This window comes from Pirellulales bacterium, assembly GCA_035533075.1.
GTDB lineage: Bacteria > Planctomycetota > Planctomycetia > Pirellulales > JAICIG01 > DASSFG01.
In genome coordinates, this window is the sequence record DATLUO010000167.1 from 23847 (window position 1) to 41293 (window position 17447).

Annotated in this window: 18 protein-coding genes; 3 read left to right on the forward strand and 15 right to left on the reverse strand. The window is 62.5% G+C overall.

What is annotated here, in order from left to right; all coding sequences use genetic code 11:
• Positions 1-455: 455 nt before the first annotated feature.
• The gene (locus VNH11_20695; protein ID HVA48797.1) at positions 456-1349 is read left to right on the forward strand and encodes a serine/threonine-protein kinase; all 894 of its coding nucleotides are present in this window, start codon (positions 456-458) and stop codon (positions 1347-1349) included.
• Between the two features lie 48 nt (positions 1350-1397).
• Here VNH11_20695 and VNH11_20700 read toward each other — a convergent pair whose 3' ends face one another.
• The 15 genes from VNH11_20700 to VNH11_20770 all read right to left on the reverse strand — a co-directional run bounded on the left by VNH11_20700 (position 1398) and on the right by VNH11_20770 (position 14843).
• The gene (locus VNH11_20700; protein HVA48798.1) at positions 1398-2936 is read right to left on the reverse strand and encodes a hypothetical protein; all 1539 of its coding nucleotides are present in this window, start codon (positions 2934-2936) and stop codon (positions 1398-1400) included.
• A 123-nt stretch (positions 2937-3059) separates the two neighbouring features.
• Complete coding sequence (locus VNH11_20705) at positions 3060-3449, reverse strand: barstar family protein (GenBank protein ID HVA48799.1); 390 nt, start codon at positions 3447-3449, stop codon at positions 3060-3062.
• A gap of 12 nt (positions 3450-3461) precedes the next feature.
• A complete protein-coding gene (locus VNH11_20710) occupies positions 3462-4004 on the reverse strand; it encodes a ribonuclease domain-containing protein (protein HVA48800.1) in 543 nt (180 codons plus the stop codon).
• Positions 3977-4243, reverse strand: a complete 267-nt coding sequence (locus VNH11_20715) for a hypothetical protein (GenBank protein ID HVA48801.1) — start codon at positions 4241-4243, stop codon at positions 3977-3979. Before VNH11_20715 ends, VNH11_20710 begins: the two co-directional genes overlap by 28 nt.
• Before the next feature lie 175 nt (positions 4244-4418).
• Complete coding sequence (locus tag VNH11_20720; GenBank protein HVA48802.1) at positions 4419-5450, reverse strand: hypothetical protein; 1032 nt, start codon at positions 5448-5450, stop codon at positions 4419-4421.
• Positions 5451-5693: 243 nt separating this feature from the next.
• Positions 5694-6389, reverse strand: coding sequence for a hypothetical protein (locus VNH11_20725; protein ID HVA48803.1), 696 nt, complete (start codon positions 6387-6389; stop codon positions 5694-5696).
• A 17-nt stretch (positions 6390-6406) separates the two neighbouring features.
• Complete coding sequence (locus VNH11_20730) at positions 6407-6697, reverse strand: PAAR domain-containing protein (GenBank protein ID HVA48804.1); 291 nt, start codon at positions 6695-6697, stop codon at positions 6407-6409.
• Between the two features lie 16 nt (positions 6698-6713).
• Entirely contained in the window at positions 6714-7097 is a 384-nt protein-coding gene (locus tag VNH11_20735) for a hypothetical protein (protein HVA48805.1), read from the reverse strand.
• An 86-nt stretch (positions 7098-7183) separates the two neighbouring features.
• Positions 7184-7762 carry a hypothetical protein gene (locus VNH11_20740; GenBank protein ID HVA48806.1) on the reverse strand — a complete coding sequence of 193 codons (579 nt, stop codon included), beginning with the start codon at positions 7760-7762 and terminating at the stop codon, positions 7184-7186.
• The gene (locus VNH11_20745) at positions 7740-8192 is read right to left on the reverse strand and encodes a hypothetical protein (GenBank protein HVA48807.1); all 453 of its coding nucleotides are present in this window, start codon (positions 8190-8192) and stop codon (positions 7740-7742) included. Before VNH11_20745 ends, VNH11_20740 begins: the two co-directional genes overlap by 23 nt.
• A 363-nt stretch (positions 8193-8555) precedes the next feature.
• Positions 8556-10778 (reverse strand): type VI secretion system tip protein TssI/VgrG, encoded by a 2223-nt coding sequence (gene tssI / locus VNH11_20750; GenBank protein ID HVA48808.1) that lies wholly within the window; start codon positions 10776-10778, stop codon positions 8556-8558.
• 107 nt (positions 10779-10885) lie between these two features.
• The gene (locus VNH11_20755) at positions 10886-11251 is read right to left on the reverse strand and encodes a cupin domain-containing protein (GenBank protein HVA48809.1); all 366 of its coding nucleotides are present in this window, start codon (positions 11249-11251) and stop codon (positions 10886-10888) included.
• Positions 11244-11840 carry a hypothetical protein gene (locus VNH11_20760; GenBank protein HVA48810.1) on the reverse strand — a complete coding sequence of 199 codons (597 nt, stop codon included), beginning with the start codon at positions 11838-11840 and terminating at the stop codon, positions 11244-11246. Before VNH11_20760 ends, VNH11_20755 begins: the two co-directional genes overlap by 8 nt.
• A gap of 4 nt (positions 11841-11844) precedes the next feature.
• Positions 11845-13143, reverse strand: a complete 1299-nt coding sequence (locus tag VNH11_20765; GenBank protein ID HVA48811.1) for a PQQ-binding-like beta-propeller repeat protein — start codon at positions 13141-13143, stop codon at positions 11845-11847.
• 251 nt (positions 13144-13394) lie between these two features.
• The gene (locus tag VNH11_20770) at positions 13395-14843 is read right to left on the reverse strand and encodes a GDSL-type esterase/lipase family protein (GenBank protein ID HVA48812.1); all 1449 of its coding nucleotides are present in this window, start codon (positions 14841-14843) and stop codon (positions 13395-13397) included.
• Positions 14844-15121: 278 nt separating this feature from the next.
• Here VNH11_20770 and VNH11_20775 point away from each other — a divergent pair, with 278 nt between their 5' ends.
• The gene (locus VNH11_20775) at positions 15122-16540 is read left to right on the forward strand and encodes an MATE family efflux transporter (GenBank protein HVA48813.1); all 1419 of its coding nucleotides are present in this window, start codon (positions 15122-15124) and stop codon (positions 16538-16540) included.
• A 241-nt stretch (positions 16541-16781) separates the two neighbouring features.
• The coding region (locus VNH11_20780; GenBank protein ID HVA48814.1) for a hypothetical protein at positions 16782-17447 on the forward strand (666 nt) is incomplete at its 3' end.

Below are 17447 nucleotides of genomic sequence, written 5' to 3' on the forward strand. Positions count from 1 at the left end.
GTATCAAAGGCATGCCGTGCCCGGTCGGCCCGCACAAAATGGATTCACGCTGCCCGAATCCGCTTCGCACCACCGAGCACGATATTTTAAGGTGGGGTAGCTACGCAAAAGTTATCGACCGCCCCAGTGGCGGTTCGCAACCACGCCGAAGCTTTTTCGGGTCGGCCCGACTTTATGAAGAACGCGGCCTGTGCCGAAAGCCGGGTTGAAGCCGGCGGACGGGGTTTTGTCGCCCTGCAAGACCGTGGAGGATAGCCTTGTGGGTTGCCCGTAGGGTGGGACCAGCGAGCTTGCGAGCGCCGGCCCACCGTAATCGACGGCGCCATCGCGGTGGGCCGGCGCTCGCAAGCTCGCTACGGCCAATTCGTGGCGGTCTTGATCCCGCACTCAACTTCGCGGCCTTTCATAGCCGATCTGACCGATAGGGAAAAGTTTGCCTATCGAGCAGCACCTGAATGCCAGCGACCGCGATCAAGCCGGCCTCCGCGATTGCTCCGCCGACGGAAACCGCGGCGCGCATTGGCCAGTGGCAACTCGTGCGAATGATTGGCGAGGGGCAGCTCTGCCGCGTCTATGCGGCCCGGCCGGTTTCGCAGGCCGCCGAGCGGGCCGCGGTCTATGCCCTCAAGGTGCTTTCCGATCGCTGGTCGGAAGATTCGGCGGCGATCGAAGTCTTGCGGCGCGAAGCGATCGTGGGCCGCACGCTCTCGCATCCCCATCTGGTGTCGGTGCTGTCGGCGCACGTGGCCGCGCCGCCGTATTTTCTGGTGATGCCGCTTTTGGAAGGCCTCGCGCTCTCGCAACGCCTGGCCGGCGGCGACCGCCTGAGCTTGCCGATGGCCCTTTGGATTGCCCGGCAGACGGCCGAAGCGCTCGACGCTCTGCACCAGGCCGGCTGGATGCACGCCGACGTCAAGCCGAGCAACCTGTTCCTTTCGCCCGACGGCCATGTGACGCTGCTCGATCTCGGCTTCGCTCGCCGGCCCGATGACACGACGAGCATCATCAATCGTTGCGTAACGGGCACGATGCACTACATCGCGCCGGAAATGATCACCTCGGCCTTGCGTCCGGACATTCGCAGCGACCTTTACAGCCTGGGAGCGACGCTCTACGAGCTGCTCACCGGACGGCCGCCCTTCGTCGCCCGCAGCTTGGAGCAGCTCGCCGACCTGCACCGGCAGGGCGAGCCGGAGCCGTTGCGGATGCTGACGCCGACCGTGCCCGCCACAGTGGCCCGCTTCGTGCATCAGATGCTGTCGAAGCAGCCGTTACGCCGCCCGCAGACGCCCACCGAGGTGATCGACCGGCTCGTGACGCTGGAAATCGAGACCTTCAATTTGCGGTAGGGCCGGACGGTAGGGCCGGACAGGGGCGGCCACGGCCGATCAAGCGAGCTATCCGAACGCGGCGCGCGTCCGCTCGACCAGCCGGTTGTCGGCCTCGCCCGATCCGCAAAGGCTGAACGCGCCCGCCGCCAGGTAGCGTCCGCGCCAGCCCGGCGAGATGTGGCCATAGTCTTCCAACAAAGCCGAGCTGAACTTGTAATCGTGCGGATCGTTGCCCTTGAAGAACACCAACAGCCGCGCGGCGTCGATGAACGCCTTGGCGTCTTCGTGGTCTTTCAAGTAGGCCAGGGTCTTTCGGGCGGCTGCCATGCGGTCGCCGCTGACATCGGCGAAAATCTCGCCCAGCGGATCGTTGGCGTCGGACACGGCAAGCGGCTCGATTTGTCGCAGATCAACCTCGGCCACTTTGCCTCGGCCTTGCATCGCGCCACGAAACAGCGCCACGAACGCCGCGCCTTGCAATAGCAATATGCGTCGCGTGGCGTCATCCGGGTTGGCCTGGAAGGCATAGTGCAGCGCGTTGGCCGAGGTGACCGCGTGCAGCGAAACGATGCCCGGCTGCCGCGGCAACAACTCGCCCGATCCGACCAGCACGGCGTCCCAAACCGATTGTGGCGCCACGCCGCGGTTGAGCATCTCGATCACCTGTTCGCAGGCCTCGTCGGGCGAACCGTTGTGCAGCGTGGTCAAAAGCTCGCCGGTGGCCTGGCCGTCGAGTTTGCCTTGTTGCCAGTCCGCGCGAAGCTTCTGCGACCGCTCGAGGTTTTCGCGGCCCGGCCGGTCGGCATCGAGATCGTTCTGGGCCGGGTTGCCGTCTTCGTGTTGCAACAGGGCGTAAGCCAGCGACCGCAGCACGGGTTCGGCGTACTGCCAGCCGATCGAATCGAGCGTGCGCCAGCTATTGGCGACGAAAATCGCCTTGTGGCCGATGGCCCGGAAATCGCGGCAGCCAAGGCGTGAAAACAACTCATAAACCTCAGCCGGCTTGGCGGTGCGCGCCAGTCCCGCGGCGGCGGCGTCGGCCTTGGCTTCGTCCCAATCGTTCATGGCCTCGATGAACATCGCCTTGGCCTTCGCGGCATCGGGCACGGCGCTTTCGTCGACGGGCCCCATGGTCCAGTCTTTCTTGCCGCGCTGTTCGTTTTCGCGGCGGTCTTGGGCCTGGGCGCTTTTGAAATAATCGAGAGCCCAGAAGATCGGCAGCCAACGGTGTTCCGGGGGTGACGAGAGGCTGGCCAGATGCGCCGAGTTGACGACCAGCACGGCATGGAACTTAAAGCCCACGCTGGGCCTCGGCTCGACGTTCCGCACGCCGGCCAGCAGCAGCGCGGCGAGCACCTCTTTGTAGCTCGTGCCGCCTCGAATGCGGCCGGCCAACTCTTCGAGCAACCGCTCGCGGGGCGTCTCTTCCAGCAGCCTCACCAGCGGCCCGATGTCGGGCGACAACGGCACCACGCTCGGCTCGGACTTGGCTTCTTCCGCCGAGACCGCCGGCAGCCGGGCGAGAAAGCCGAACTCGGAAAGCCCCGACAAAGCCCCGCCCGCCAACGCCGCTTCGATAAACCGCCTGCGCGATTGCTTCGACATGACTGGTCCTCCAGATTGCTTAAGGGAGTGCGCTGCCCACGACGGTTCATTGTACGATCGGCCTCCATCGCGGGCGATAGAGCCATCAAACGTATCCCGGAACATCCGCCTTCTCCGAGGTAATCATTGCTGCTGCACCATGGCCGAAACAACCTGGCGCGCGGCCTCCGGGAATACGACGATCAACGGATGATCGTCCGCGGGTTTCCAATCTTTGATGCATTCTGAAAGGAGATCCAAGTAAACCCACAAGTCATCTGCGCCGAGTTGCGGCAATTCCGAGTGCAGAATGACCACGCGACGCTGCTTAATCCAAGACAGGTCTCGAAGGCAGTCGAAAAGTGCGTCCCAGTTCTCACCGAAATAGTCGGGCAATCGCAATTCGTGGCGCAAGATACTGAACAACTTCGCGCGCGTACGAATGCCTGAGCCGACGTGAGCGATCAGGTCATCGCCCACGTTCAACTGTAAAGGGCGACTGTCAAAGGATAACTCCGAGAGGACGGACTCCATTGTAAATCTCCTTCATTTGACCCGCATGAATGTCTTGTAATGGTCACTCGTGCAATATACTTCCCCACCCTGCCCAACGACTACCCTTTGACCTCCGGGCCCGCTCGCGCCAGGTGTCAGATGTACATATTCTCGGTCATAGCCACGCGGTTGGCCTGGTAGCAGTCCTTCGCGATTGCCGAACACCGACCCGTCATTGCGATGCGGGAACTTTTCGCCCTTGGCGATCCGCTCCAGAGTGCCTTGCAACTCTGGATGTTCCGGCAATGAAAGGTCTATCGCCGGATTTGGCGTCTTCGCGTCGGCGGCCGGTTTCTTCTTGGGCGGTAGTTCCGACTTCTTGGGCGGCGGTTCCGACTGCTCCGGTGGAGGCGCTTCTTCACCTTTCGGCCGTGGTTTCCCCTTCAACTTTACGCGGCTCGCTCTTCGAAGCAGCTCGAAGAATGCGATCACGCCGACGATGGCGATGGCCCGCGCCAGATGCTCGGCGCCTTCGTCGATTTCCTTCTCGGTGCCGGCCGTGGAGATCACCACCAGAAAATTTCCGAGTTCCAAGGAGAACGGCAGGATTGCCGTGCCGAGAGAACTCCAGTTAGGGCCAGCCCACCGCAGTAATTATCACCCCTGGCAGCAGAAAGTTGCTCGAAATTCGCGTCGCGCCCCAAACAGTTCGGCGAGACATTTTCTGCGCCCCGGGCCGGCGGGCGGGCCAGAAAGCCGAATTCTGAAAGCTCCGACAAAGCTCCGCCCGCCAACGCCGCTTCGATAAAACGTCTGCGCGATTGCTTCGACATGACTGGACCTCCAGTTTGCTTGAGGGAGTGCGCTGCGCCCGATGCTTTATTGTACGGCAGGCCTCCGCCGCAGGCGACGGAGCGACGATCCGGGCCGAGCCGCGTACAGGAACACAGCCAACTTAATCGACAGTGGCCTGCGCCGGCTGGTGTTTGACGCCGAGCGCGGTACCGATTACGGCAAAAAGCTGAGCGGTATCGTAAGACTGATGTTACCGCGGACATCGGTTTGCGTATTCGTGCGGCCCGAAAACATGGGATTGGGTTGTGTGGTTTGCTTGATGCCCGCCGACGCGGCGATGTCGAGGGGAACGGAGCCGATGCGGGTCTTGTAATCAAGCGTGCCGCTGACGCCCTTGGTTTCCTTTTGCCGGTCTTTTTCGAAATCGGCTACAAGGCCAACGTTGAGCCCGTCGGCATTGCGTTGGATTCCCAGCGAGAGCGAATATTTGTCGGCCAGCGGGTCGGCATGGGCGGTGGCGGGCAGCGTCCATTGGCCGATTGGTATCTTGGTCTGCAACGCGCCTTGCAACGTCGTCAGCTTCCCGTCGGTCACGTGAACGGTGACGCTAAAGTCGGTGTTCGGGAGCGGTTTCCATTTGCCGGTATCGACATAGGTCTTCAGGCCCAGATCGCGCGTCGAGGGCTTGAAGACGGGGTTGGCGGAGCCGAGCTTAAGCTGACCGAGGCTGATGGTGGGCAGGGCGTCCTTGGCCAGCGAGGTGGCCCAGTCGGCCGGAGTGTCGCCCGTCTTTGTCAAATACATCACCGTGGCGCCTCCCACGGCCAGCCCGGAGGCGACGACGATCAAGAGCGCCTTGTGTTCGTCGATCCAGACGCCGACGACCGATTTTTCGTAGGCGCATTTCAGGTCATTGAGGCTGTTTTGCACGCGCTGGTACTGCCCGGTGTTCTTCACCTGGGAGACAAGTTGCTTGCTTCCCGCATCGGTCGCCGCTTTGCCCAGCGCGGAGCCCAACTGGTTGGCGGCATCGTTGGCGCTGGGCAATTTCCCCTGCTGCTGCTCCTGCAGAAACGCCTTACCCTGCTTGTCGAGGGCGTCCTTGATCGCCTTTTGAACGTCATCGCTTTGGAGCACCTTGACGATTTGCGCCGGCCCGTTTTTCGCCTCGTAATCAACCAGATCGAACGCCAACGCGACCGTTTCGACTGCCGAACCGGGTAGATCGGTGCATGTGTTTCCCATTTGCAAGAACTCCAGTTAGGGCCAGCCCGCCGCAGTGATTATCACTCCTGGCAGCAGAAAGTTGCCCGAAATTCGCGCCGCGCCACAAACATTTCGGCGAGCCCGTTCCTGCGGCGCGGGCCGGCGGCCGGGCCAGAAAGCCAAACGCGGAAAGCCCCGACAAGGCCACGCCCGCCAACGCCGTTTCGATAAACCGTCTGAGAGATGGCTTCGACATGACGGGTCACCGCCTAATGACCACGCTTACTCGGCGTTCATGTCAATACCCGGTGTAATGCCGGCTCCGTCCCTCCCGTCAGGATCGAAACCCGGTGGGATGCCCTCAGCCATACTTCGGGGCACATGCATCGTGTGACCATCTAAAGGACTTCTCACATCAATCATGGGTTCGATGGGTTCCGTTTCACCGCGGGGACGGCGGTAATACTCTCGCAAGGCGCGCACAAACTCTTGTACCTCCGTGCCAGCGAGCTCCTTGTTTGCGTCAAGACTCTCTGCGAACCCCCGGAGCCGCTCAAGCGTTGACTCGTCCGTGGAGGAGTCGGAGGGAGGCCCCACCGTCGTTTGTTGCTGGAGGAGCCCTTCCCCCCAATGTTCCCCCCAATAACCGGTCACAAAACCAGGCGGGCGCGATCGCGAATCTGGCGGAGGCAGGCGCGGCCCGAAGCCAAAAGTCTTCGCGTAGCGTGCCGCGATGGACTTGTGAAACAGCGCCTGTAGCGTGGGCGTCATTGGGAGTGCATACCCCGCGTCCCAGGCGACGGTTATCAGATCCGGGATCGAATCATCGGAAACGCCGCCGCGCCTCAGTTCCTTGATGACAAAGTCGGTCCACTTGGGATCGGTAGACGTACGATGAGCGTGAATGCGGTAAAGAGTCACGCCGAGAACGTAGACCGGATCCTCATGACAGACACCGGCATTATCGAAAACGCCCATTCCTTTTCTCCGTGCAATCAACCTATCAGAACCGTTGGGCATCCAAGCACAATCACTCCCCCGTGTGCCGTCATGTCGCCCAAGCGCGCGGCGGGCTGGCCGCCGATCAGCACGGTGAAGCTTCCCAAGGCAATCACGTCGGGCGGACCGACGCAAACGGCCATGTCGCCCACCCGGGCCGCCGGTAGTCCGCCGATCAACACCGTCGGTGCGCCCGGCGCGGCAATCGGGCCGCCCACGTGCGGCACAATGCCCGTCACCATCGGGCAAACGTGCATGTCCGTCAGTCGTGCGGCAGGTTGTCCCATCGTGAATCCGCTCCTTTCAAGCGTTCTTGCCGGGCATCACAACGTCCGTACCCGGCGCGGCCCAGGGCGCCACTGCCGGCAGTCCCGCGCCGCTGATCTCGAATAAGTGTCCGCGCGCGTCATGCCTCAAATGGTAGCCGTGGTTGCCAATCCTGATCGTGTAGTGGTTCGTCTGATCTTTTTCACTCGTGTGCGAACCCGCCTGGACGACCCACTCCTCGTCGGCCATCATCGCCAGCAGCTTGTTGCTGTTGACGCGGACGGCAACGTGGCGGTGAAAACGGCTCCCCTCCACCAACAAGTCGACGACGCCGTCGACGCTCGGACGCCGATCGCCGAAGCAATTGCCGTAAAGCGACCCATTACGCCGCGCCGCTTGAATGATCTTTTGATCTACCATCCGCAGGTTTCCGCATCACGGATCCATCTTTAAAAGCACTGGCCGCGTCGCCCGCTGGTGAGCGAATCGAACTATGCCTTCTCAAATCATTTCCATACGTCTTGGCCGCTGGCCACGGCGATGCCTTGTTCCAAAAAACGCGGGTACTTCTCTTCGGCCTTCTCGGGCTGGCTGACGACCGCCGCCATGAGCACGGCGCCCGCCACGGTGCGGGCGGTCAGGTCGTCGGCGGGCGGAACGACCGGCACATCGGGCGGCGCCAAACTGCCGCCGCTGAAGAACACCGCCAGCGCGACGCAGCCCGCCGGGGTTTTCAACTGGGCCTTCTCCGACGCGGCCATCGCCGCGCGGCGCAGCTCCTCGCTGGGCTGAGCACACCAACGCTCAGTCACTTCCAGCGCCGATTGCTGCTCCGGCGTCGATGCGGCGCCGGCCACCAAGCGGGCGCAGCGGGCGGCCCACCAGATCGCTTCGCGCTTGGGCAACGCGTAGGCTAAAAAGCGGACCGCGTCGAGGAACTGCCGCTCGCCGATGAGCCGTTCCAGGAACGCCGCGGGCGCGATGCCCTCGCGCGGCAGCAGCTTGGCCTGCTCGCCCAGTTCAAACCGGGCGCAGATCTCCGCGGCCGTCTTGGCTTCGACTTTATTGAGCGGTGGAGGGGCCATAAGCAGATTCCGGGATTTCGTTAACGATTTGAAACCTTGCTCGGATTCTCTTCAGCGCGTCTTCGTCGTCGCTCAACACATCGAAGCCCGAGCTGTCAACGGCATAGATGACCAGCCAGGGCGTTTTGGCCGTCCCACGAAACGCTCGAAATTCTCCCTCGATTACCTGCGAGACGTTTCCCGCGAGCGCTGATAACATCTTGCCGTCGATGGTCCGTCGTTCCGCCGAAAGCTGCTGCAACCTTTCAGCATCGCCGCCGCCCAAAGCTTCGACGTGTGATAGGCTCCAAGTGCTCTCATCCGCCGCGCCTCCCAACGCGGCCAGAATGTCGACGAGGTCGAAGCTCAGTACGTGACGTTGATCGAAATCAGCAATGGAGACGCCGCGCATAAAAACTCTCTGATTGAATGATACAGGCAATGTCGTCACGGGGAAAGATTTTCAGGGCCTCCTCGTTTAAGGCCGGATTTGGGCCCAAGCTGAGGATCGTTTGCAAAAAACCGATGTTGATGCGGCGGTCCGGGGTGCCCAGCTCTGGGCACCCCGGTTGGATAAGTCGGGTTTGTGAAGTCGATATCGCGCACCGGATTCCCCGTAGCGTCAAATTCACGTGCTTGGTAGGTTCGTTGGTTCACCAAATCCATCCGCAATCGTGAGTGCGGCCCGGTCGCGCGCGGATCCGGCCCGGAGATTCTCGGCGGTTGTTGGCCTTCGAAGACTTTGGTGCCATCGGCGTAAATCGACCGAATACGTGCCGCCGTCGTCACTCGTTTGTCGTCCTCCTGTTTATTTTCACCCGATCATCGTAATCCCGCCCTGAATCTGTGTCATCGCGCTGCCCTGCACCTGCGTCATCATTCCTTTCACCGCCGTCTGGATCTGCCCTTCGACGCTGACCATCATCCCCTTGATGGTCACCCCCATCTGGTCGATCGTAATGCTGTTCTGGCCCACTTTGAGCGTGATCGACTGCATGGCCTCGGTCGAGCTGGCGCCCAGATCGAGCTTGGTCGTTTGGTTGCCCATCTTGATGGCCAACGAGTCGTTGCCCATGCTGATCACGACCGCGCGGTTCCCCTGCTTGATATTGTGGGTGTCGTTGCCGGTATCGACATTGACTAAGCGGTTCCCCTGCTTGACGTTGTGGGTGTCGTTTCCTTGATCGACGTTGATCGTGCGGTTTCCCTGTTTGATCGTCACCAACTCGTTGCCGGTCTGCACCGTCTCGGTGCGGTTGTGATAGACGTCGATCGTCTGGCTGCCGTCCTTGGCGTTTCCGGCGCCGGCGCCCACTTTGAGCGAGTGGTTGTTCCAGATTTCGACCGTGCGGCTGCCGTCTTGGGTGTATTGCGTATCGCTGGTGCCGACCTTGAGCGTGTCGTTGTTCTCGACCACGCAGTTGAAGTCTTTCTCGGCGTGGAAGTAGACTTCCTCCGAGCCTTTTTTGTCTTCGAATCGCAGCTCGTTGAAGTTGTTGCTCTGGCCCTGGAGAGTGCTGCGCGACAGGATGCCACTTTGCGTCTTGTTGTCGGGCAAGGTGTAGGGCGGCATCATGTCGGCGTTGTAGACGCTGCCGACAATGATCGGCTGGTCGGGGTCGCCCTCCTGAAAGGCGACCAGCACCTCCTGACCGACGCGGGGAATATGCACCGCGCCCCATTGCTTGCCCGCCCAGATCGAGCCTACCCGCACCCAGCACGAGCTTTGAGCGTCGTTCTTCCCCTCGCGGTCCCAGTGGAATTGCACCTTCACACGGCCGTACTTGTCGGTGAAAATCTCGTCGCCCGGCTGGCCGACCACGACCGCGGTTTGTGTGCCGTTGATGACCGGCTTGGGCGTCCTGCGCCGCGGGCGAAACGGCAACGCCGACGGGATGCAGGTGAACGAATTGTGGTAGCGGAAGCCCTCCCCGGAACCGCTGCGGTAGTTGGCCGGCAAGTGGGCCGAGTGCTGCACGCCGGTGACCACGTATTGTCCGTCGGCCGAAAAATGCCGTTCGAGCGAGAACTTATAACCGCTGGTCCACTGCCGGCAACCGCTGGCGGCGTGGATCAAAAGGCTCTGCAAGGCTTCTTCCTGCATGCGTAGCTCGACGGTCCGCTTGTTGTCTTGAAAAATCTTCTGCACGTCGCTGGCCCGGTCGCCGCCGCCGGGGTCGATGCCGTCGAATCGCTGGGCATATTCGCCCGGATAGTCAAAAAGCTCCAGCTTGTCGTTGCCGCCCACTTTGAGCTTGTGGGTGGTTTTGCCCACCGCCACGCTTTCCTGGATCGTTTTATCGGCCTCCACGTGTTTGTGCGGCAACTCAAAACAATGGTCCCAGAGCGTGTATTTGCCGCTCCGCAGTTGCTGCGACTTTTCCCACTCGTGAACGCGGTCTTCTTTCCGCAAATGGCCGGCGTCGACGACGTCAAAGATCACCTTGTTCTTGACGGGCATATCCGGATGGCTTTGCGGCGTGTTGGCCACGACCATCGTGTGCCCGTTGGACGTGTGCTTGAAAAAATAGTAGATGCCCTCTTCTTCCATCAAACGGCTGGCGAAGTTGAAATCGGTCTCGCGGTATTGCACGCAATAGTCGCGGGGCTGGAAGGTGCCTTGGAGCTCGTAGCTCACGTCGAGTCCCGTGAGCACGGCCTTGAGGATGTCGGGCACCGATTTCTGCTGGAAAGTGCGGCTTTGGGCCTTGTGCGTCAGCAGCCAGAACTGCGGCACCATTTCCAGGCGATAGGCGGTGAACACGGCATCGCGGCCAGCCTGGCTGAGACGGCTGCAGATGCCCGAAAAGTAACGCGACTCGCCGCTGGGCAGCGCGAGCTGCACCGAGGTCTTCTGCCCCAGCAGCTTGTCGAATTCGACTTCGGTCTTGTTCTCAGCCAGCAGGTCGAGGTGAAAGCTGAACAGGCGAGAGAGGGCCTCGCTGCCCGACAATCCGACCAAGAGCAGCTTGTCTTTGCCCAGGGGGGTGGTGACCGACATGGGCCGGTTCGCTTGGCTATACGTAACGGTGGACATTATGTCTCCTCGTGGGCGCGGCGGGTCAACACGGGCCGCGCAAGCTGATTATCGAAGCGGGGCGGACCGGGTTGCGTGAATTCTTCTCAACGACCACCGCGTACGGTTTATGATTCGACGTAGTCGATGCGAAACGGCTTGTTGGTGATGAACACGACCGTGACATCGCCCTCGGCACTGGCCCCATGTTCCATGATCTGGCCTTCAGGAAACCAGACGAAGCTTCCAGGGCCGTAGCTTCCCTGGTGCGTGACCAGCGTCCCTTCGAGCACATACATGCCGTGACCGCAGGGGTGTGTATGGCTGGGATTGATCGTGCCGGCCGGATATCGCACCAGGCGGACCAGCATGCCCGTCTCTGGGTCGCTGAACAGCTCCTTGCGGAAGATGGCGGCGCCCACGTGCTCGTTAAAACGCTCCTCCCAGGGAATCGCATTGGCGTCTACGTGCAGCACGGAATGATGGTCATTCATGCCGCTCAGTTTGCCGCGCCGGCGGAGTCGGTGCAAGCCTTCGTGCTTCCTGCAGCATATTGCAAAAGAGAGCCCCCTGGCCGATGGCGTCGTCCAAGGCCACGTGCGTGTGGGGCAGCTCGTCGAACCAACGCTTGGGCATGTTCCTTTTCGTCGAGTTGCGATAGCCGCGGCCGAGCAGCGCCATGGCGAAGGTTTTGATGTCCAGAGCCGAGTGCGAGAAGGGGCTCTCGCCGGTAAAGCGGATCAAATACCAATAGACGAACATGAAGTCGTAAGCAGCCGGATAGGCGACGAATACCGGTTTGCCGGGCAACGAACGCACCCACTGCAAATAGTCGTGCATCGCCCGCTCGGGCGGTTGGGCGTCGCGCCGGCACGCCGCCCAGGCCTCCGGCTGCGACTGCCACCAGGCGGCGGTGCGCGGGTCGGGCTTCGCGTCGGGCAACGTCTCCAGATTGCGGCTGAAGGTGCTCACCAGCGTCTTGTCGGCGGTAAAGGCGGCCGAGGCAAAGCTGAGCATGGAGTGCGGGCCCGGAATCGGGCCATCGGCCTCGATATCGGTGCTGACGTAAATCTCTTGCGACATGGCGCTATTGCCGCCCGGCCGCGATGTCGTAGCAGAGAATGTGGTCTTGCTCGCGTAGGAAGAGCTTGCCGCCGGCGATCACCGGATGGGCCCAGCTCGGCCGTTCGCCGCTGCCGGGCACGGTAAATGAGCCGACTTCCTCGTACTGCTCCGAATCGGCTTTCACCAGCGACATCTGGCCGTTGGCGAAGTGAATGTAGAGGCAACCGTCGGCGGCGGCGATGGCGGCCGAGCCTTGCCCCGATCCGCGCTGCTGCGGCCACTTGTTGTCGCCGGTCATCAACTCGGCGCAGAACAGAGCGTTGGAATCTTCCTTGCCGCCGTAGAGATAATCGCCCACGAGCACCACGCCGCCGTGCTTACTGCCCAAGTCCTTCTTGAGCGGATAGACCTCTTCGACTTTGACCTCTTCATCCGCTTGCGGCACCTGCCGCAACAGCGCGCCGCCGCGGCCGTAGCCGGCCGTAAAGAACACCAGGTCGTCGCGCGCGATCGGCGTGGGAATGACCGCGGTCGTCTTTTCGATGTCGTAGGTCCAAAGCAGCTTGCCGTCGTTGGCCCGAACTCCCAAAGGTCCGCTGGCCGTCGTCTGCACGTAGACCGGCGTGGAACCGATTTTCGAGGGCACGATCGAGGCGTGTCCCGCGCCGCGGTCGCCGGGCCGCGAGGTCTTCCAGATCAACTCGCCGTTGGTCTTGTTCAGCGCGACCATCGTCGCCGTCTCGCCGCCGGGCGTGCAGATCAGCCGGTCGCCGTCGATGAGCACCGACTCGCTGTAGCCCCAACCGTCGCCCTTTTTGCCGCCGAAGTCCTTCTGCATGTTTTTCCGCCAATGTTCGCTGCCCGACGCGGCGTCGCAACAGACCAATTCGCCTTGCGCGGTCAGGGCAAAGACGCGGTTGCCGTCGACAGTGGGAGTCGATCGGGAGCTTTGCCAGTTCGGCTGGCCCTTGTCCCAGGGGGCGCCGGTCTTCCGTTGCCAGAGCGGCTTGCCCGTGGCTCGGTCGAAGGCCAGCAGGTATTCGTCCTCGTCGGCGGCAATCGAAGTCGTATCGCCGAGCGTGTAGATGCGGTCGCCCACGACGGCCAGACTGGCGTATCCGCGGCCGGTTCCCGCCACGTCCCAGACCAGCGGCGGCCCGCCGTCGGGCCACTTCTGCAACAGCCCGGTTTCGGTCGAAACGGCGCTGCGGTCGGGGCCGCGAAACGACGGCCAGTCGCGGGCAAGAGCGACCGTCAGTGTGCCAATCAAGGCAGTCGAGACGCAGAAGAAGAGGATCACGTGAAAGCGGAAGACACGCATAGGGGTACTCGTAGAGCGGGGTAGAGCCTGTTGGGGTGGTTGGCCTGACGGTGGGATCGCCTGACCGGTGGGAGCCGGACAGTGCGACGGCTCTATTTTCCCGGCTTTCGATGGTTTTGCAAGTCAAAGGGTTCAGGGTTCAGGGTTCAGGGTTCAGGAATACTTGGATTGACCTTGCCTGACGCCTGACGCCTCAAATCGGTGGGCCTGCGCTCGCTAGCTCGCTTGCCCCACCTTACGGCCCCAACGGATTACAGCAGATTCCTTTGGCTTGCCGCCTGGCTGGAGGAACCCGCCATGATGGCCTGTAGATAGGGGTTCATCGTCTGCGCCCAGACCTCGTAGCCCGCCGCGTTCGGATGCACGAGGTACTGCTGGAAGAGCGCGGCGTTGATGGTCCCATCGGCGCGGGTGAAGGCGGGACCCATGTCGAGATAGAAAACGTTCTGGCCGTCGGCCAGTTGCTGAATCAACTGATTGGTGGCAGTGATTTCCTGGCGGAACGAGCTGTCGGGCGACGTTTCCAGGGCCGGCAAGATGCCCAGCACCAGGATCATCGTGTCCGGCAGCATGTCGCGCAGCGTCGCGACAATCGACGCCACGCCGGTGGCCACGTCTTGCGGACTGTCGCCGAACGCCAGATTGTTGATGCCGATCATCAGGACGACGACTTTGGGAGAGTTCTCGCCCAAGTTGCCGTGCTCGATCCGCCAGAGCACGTTCTCCGTTCGGTCGCCGCCGACGCCCGCGTTAAGCGCGTTCAGGCCGGCGTAGTTCTGCGCCCAGACGGTCGCGCCCGCGTTCTGCCAATAGGCGGTGATCGAGTCGCCGAGGAACACGACCTGCGAATTGTCCTTTGCGGCATGGGCGTCGATGTTGGCGTTTTCGCTCTGCCACAACGAAGTGGGCACCGGTTCGGGCACGACCGTGGGCGGCACCCCGGTTTTCTGTTGGTAGTACTGGTTCGCGTCCATCAATTGCATCACCAGCGATTCGTCGGTCGTCTGTCCGGCGCCAAGTTGCGCCGCCCAATAGCTCACGCTGGCGTCGTCGGGCGTCGCGCCCCAGTAATGGAGGTAGTCGTTTCGCACGACCTGGTCTTCGCGCTCCGTGCTGTCGGCCAGTTCGAGCGCCAGAGCACTGCGCGAAACGCCGGAGGTGAGCTGGTTTGTCGCCCATTGCAGGCCGCCGGCATCGACGGGCCGGCCCAGCAGCGCTTGATAGGCCGCGCCGATCCAGGCCGCGTCGTTGCCGCCGGCGCGAGCATAGAACTCGTCGCTGCCGACCAGCGCAGCGGCCAAATCCTCATCACGCAGCCCCGCGTGCAGCTCGTCGATCCAGAAATTGAGGCTGGCGCTGTCCACCGTCCGGCCCAGATACTGCTGGTAGGCCGCGGTCACCAGATGGGAGGCGTATTCGTTACTGTCGACAACCACCGCGGGAAGCCAGTCGCGGGCCTGCCCGGCATTCAATTGCTGAACGGCGCCGTTCAGCGCCGCGGAGTCGGCCGGCCGTCCCAGGGCGTCCTGATAAGCCGCATTGACGAATGCGGCGTTGTAAGGCGTGGCGTCGAGAACGACGGGGGCCTGCGAGGACAGGACTTCGCGCGGTTCCAGGGCTTCGAAGCGTTGGCCCGCGCACAGGGGCCGCCGCGCGTTTTGGCCGAAGCAACTCCGTTTGCCGCGTTGCGATGTGGGCAAAGTTTTTCACCTTCCACAAAGGGTTGTGCGATGGCGACCGCATGCTAACGATCGGCCAGCGGCGCCGACATTCTTGGAACATCGAGCGTAGCGGCCAATCGTGCCGAGGTTGGCGAAAGTAACGATCGGGGCAAGAGTGCTAGTCATACGGGCCGATTGCCCGTAAGGTGGGGCAAGCCAGCTTGCGAGCGGCGGCCCACCTTACGACTGCGGCATAAAACCGGGATAACGTCCAGAACGCCAGAAGCGAATGAACCCTCAGTCTCACGAGTGACCTGGTGCTGAAACGGGTGGACAATTGGTGGCGACGGCCGGGCGGATTTCGCGAAACGCTGGCGGTCGCGCTGCCGCTGATCGCCTCGACCGTTTCCTGGACCATCATGATCTTCACCGACCGGGTGTTTCTGGCCTGGCACTCGCACGATGCGGTGGCCGCGGCCCTGCCCGCCGGCAACATCGCCTTCACGCTGATCTGTTTTCCACTGGGCATCGCGTCCTACGTGAATACCTTCGTGGCCCAATACCATGGGGCCGGCCGGCCGCGGCGGATCGGCCCCGCCGTCTGGCAGGCCCTGTTCATCGGGCTGGTCACCGCGCCCCTGGCGATGGCCACCATTCCGCTGGCGCCGAAGATTTTCGCGGCGATGGGGCACGATCCGCACGTGGCCCGCTATGAGGTCGAATACTACCAGGCCCTTTGTTGGGGCGAATCGACGCTGGTGCTCGTCGCCGCGCTATCGGCGTTCTTCACCGGCCGTGGATGCATGCGCACGGTGATGGTCGTCGATTCCAGCGCCGCCGCACTGAACATCCTGCTCGATTATCTGTGGATCTTCGGCCATGCCGGCTTTCCGGCCTTGGGACCGGCCGGCGCCGCCTGGGCCACGACCGTGGCCACCTGGCTGCGGCTGGCCACGTATCTGGTCCTGTGGTGGCGACCGCCGTTGCGACGGACATTCCATACCTTATCGGGCTGGCGCTTCGACCGCGAACTGTTCGGCCGCTTGATTTGGTTCGGCTTCCCCAACGGCCTGCAATATCTGTTCGAGATGGGGGCGTTCAGTGTGTTTCTGGTGCTGGTCGGGCAAATGGGCAAACGGGAACTGGCCGCCTCCAACCTGTCGTTCAACCTGAATTCCTTCGCCTTCATGCCGATTCTGGGCATCGGGCTGGCGGCCAGCACGCTCGTCGGCCAGCACCTGGGCGAAGACCGCCCCAAGCTGGCCGAGCGTTCTACCTGGTCGGCCTTCACGTTGGGAGGCGGCCTGATGGCGGTGGTCGCCAGCTTGTACCTGTTCGCGCCTGACTGGCTGCTGTACGCCTACAGCATCAACAGCGACCCGGCCGAGTTCGCCGAGCTACAGAGCCTGGCGGAGGTGTTGCTGCGGTTCGTCGCGTTCTATTGCCTGTTCGACGCCATGAACATTATTTTCTCCGGTGCGTTGAAGGGGGCCGGCGACACGGGCTTTGTGCTGGTGACGACGCTCTCGATTTCGCTGGTGGTCGCCGCCGCCACTTGGATCGGCGTGAAGTGGTTCGACTTGGGCCTCTACTGGTGTTGGAGTGTGGTCAGCGCGTGGGTCTTTCTGCTTGGCGTTGTCTTCTTGTTGCGGTTCCTCTATGGGCCGTGGCGCGGCATGCGCGTGATCGAGAAAGCAAACGACGCTGAACTGGTGGAGGCGGCCAACGTCGGGTGATTTTGGATTTTCGATTTTGGATTTTGGATTGCCAGTTCCGGCGGGCCGTCGGAGGAGTTGGCTCCGCAACTTCACGATCGGCTCAATCGTGACGTTTCACATCGAGCGGCGGATGCCCACGAGCAACGGCGGGCGAGCGGTGATTCGCCCGGAGTTGCTTCGCGCAGCGTAAGGCGGGTAGAGTATCGGTGTCGTGCTTCGCCTGTGCTTCGCCTTTGCACAACCATCAGGGACCGTTGCCATGAATCGACTGCGCTTGGCCACTTCCGTCAGAGGCGTGCTGCTGCTGTCGGCCTACCTTGGTATCTGCGGAGGGGCGTCACGCGGCGAGGAGCCGGCGGAGACGCCGCCGACCGACGCGGAGAAAACTCATCTCCGCGCGGCTGAGAAGCACGTGCGTGGGCTGGAGCTGCGACGTCGCGATGCGATCGGCTTGATCGACCGGCCGCTGTCGTCGTTTGGCGATCCGGCGCGAATGCACCAGCGCGGCTCGTTCTGGGCCTGGGGGCGAACCGGCCGTCCCGCCGTATTTCTGGAGCTGTGGCAGGACGCCGATCAGCCCGAACTTTGGCGCCACTCGGTTACGCTCAGCTCGGCTGAGCGATTATCGCTGAATGCCGGGCCTTCGGGACGCTGGACGCCTCCGCCAGCGCCGCTGGAAACGCCGCTCATCGCCGATGGCCCCGCGCCCGCGAAAGAAGAAATAGCGCGGCTGCGGCAGGCCAAACAGCAGGCGCGCCGCTTTACGGCGCACGAATTCTGGGATCCGGACAACTCGCGCTTCGAGCTTCGGCTGTTGACCCAACCCGTGCATCGCTACAGCGACGCTAAGATGCGCCTGCAAGACGCGGCCGTCTTCATCCTGGCCCACGGCACGAATCCGGAGGTGGTGTTATTGATCGAGGCG

Coding starts and splice junctions, on each gene's coding strand:
- VNH11_20720 (HVA48802.1), bottom strand. CDS start 5,450: ATGGGAAACACATGCACCGATCTACCCGGTTCGGCAGTCGAAACGGTC.
- VNH11_20765 (HVA48811.1), bottom strand. CDS start 13,143: ATGCGTGTCTTCCGCTTTCACGTGATCCTCTTCTTCTGCGTCTCGACT.
- VNH11_20705 (HVA48799.1), bottom strand. CDS start 3,449: ATGGAGTCCGTCCTCTCGGAGTTATCCTTTGACAGTCGCCCTTTACAG.
- VNH11_20755 (HVA48809.1), bottom strand. CDS start 11,251: ATGAATGACCATCATTCCGTGCTGCACGTAGACGCCAATGCGATTCCC.
- VNH11_20725 (HVA48803.1), bottom strand. CDS start 6,389: ATGGGCGTTTTCGATAATGCCGGTGTCTGTCATGAGGATCCGGTCTAC.
- VNH11_20760 (HVA48810.1), bottom strand. CDS start 11,840: ATGTCGCAAGAGATTTACGTCAGCACCGATATCGAGGCCGATGGCCCG.
- VNH11_20695 (HVA48797.1), top strand. CDS start 456: ATGCCAGCGACCGCGATCAAGCCGGCCTCCGCGATTGCTCCGCCGACG.
- VNH11_20740 (HVA48806.1), bottom strand. CDS start 7,762: ATGGCCCCTCCACCGCTCAATAAAGTCGAAGCCAAGACGGCCGCGGAG.
- VNH11_20730 (HVA48804.1), bottom strand. CDS start 6,697: ATGGGACAACCTGCCGCACGACTGACGGACATGCACGTTTGCCCGATG.
- tssI (HVA48808.1), bottom strand. CDS start 10,778: ATGTCCACCGTTACGTATAGCCAAGCGAACCGGCCCATGTCGGTCACC.
- VNH11_20715 (HVA48801.1), bottom strand. CDS start 4,243: ATGTCGAAGCAATCGCGCAGACGTTTTATCGAAGCGGCGTTGGCGGGC.
- VNH11_20700 (HVA48798.1), bottom strand. CDS start 2,936: ATGTCGAAGCAATCGCGCAGGCGGTTTATCGAAGCGGCGTTGGCGGGC.
- VNH11_20735 (HVA48805.1), bottom strand. CDS start 7,097: ATGGTAGATCAAAAGATCATTCAAGCGGCGCGGCGTAATGGGTCGCTT.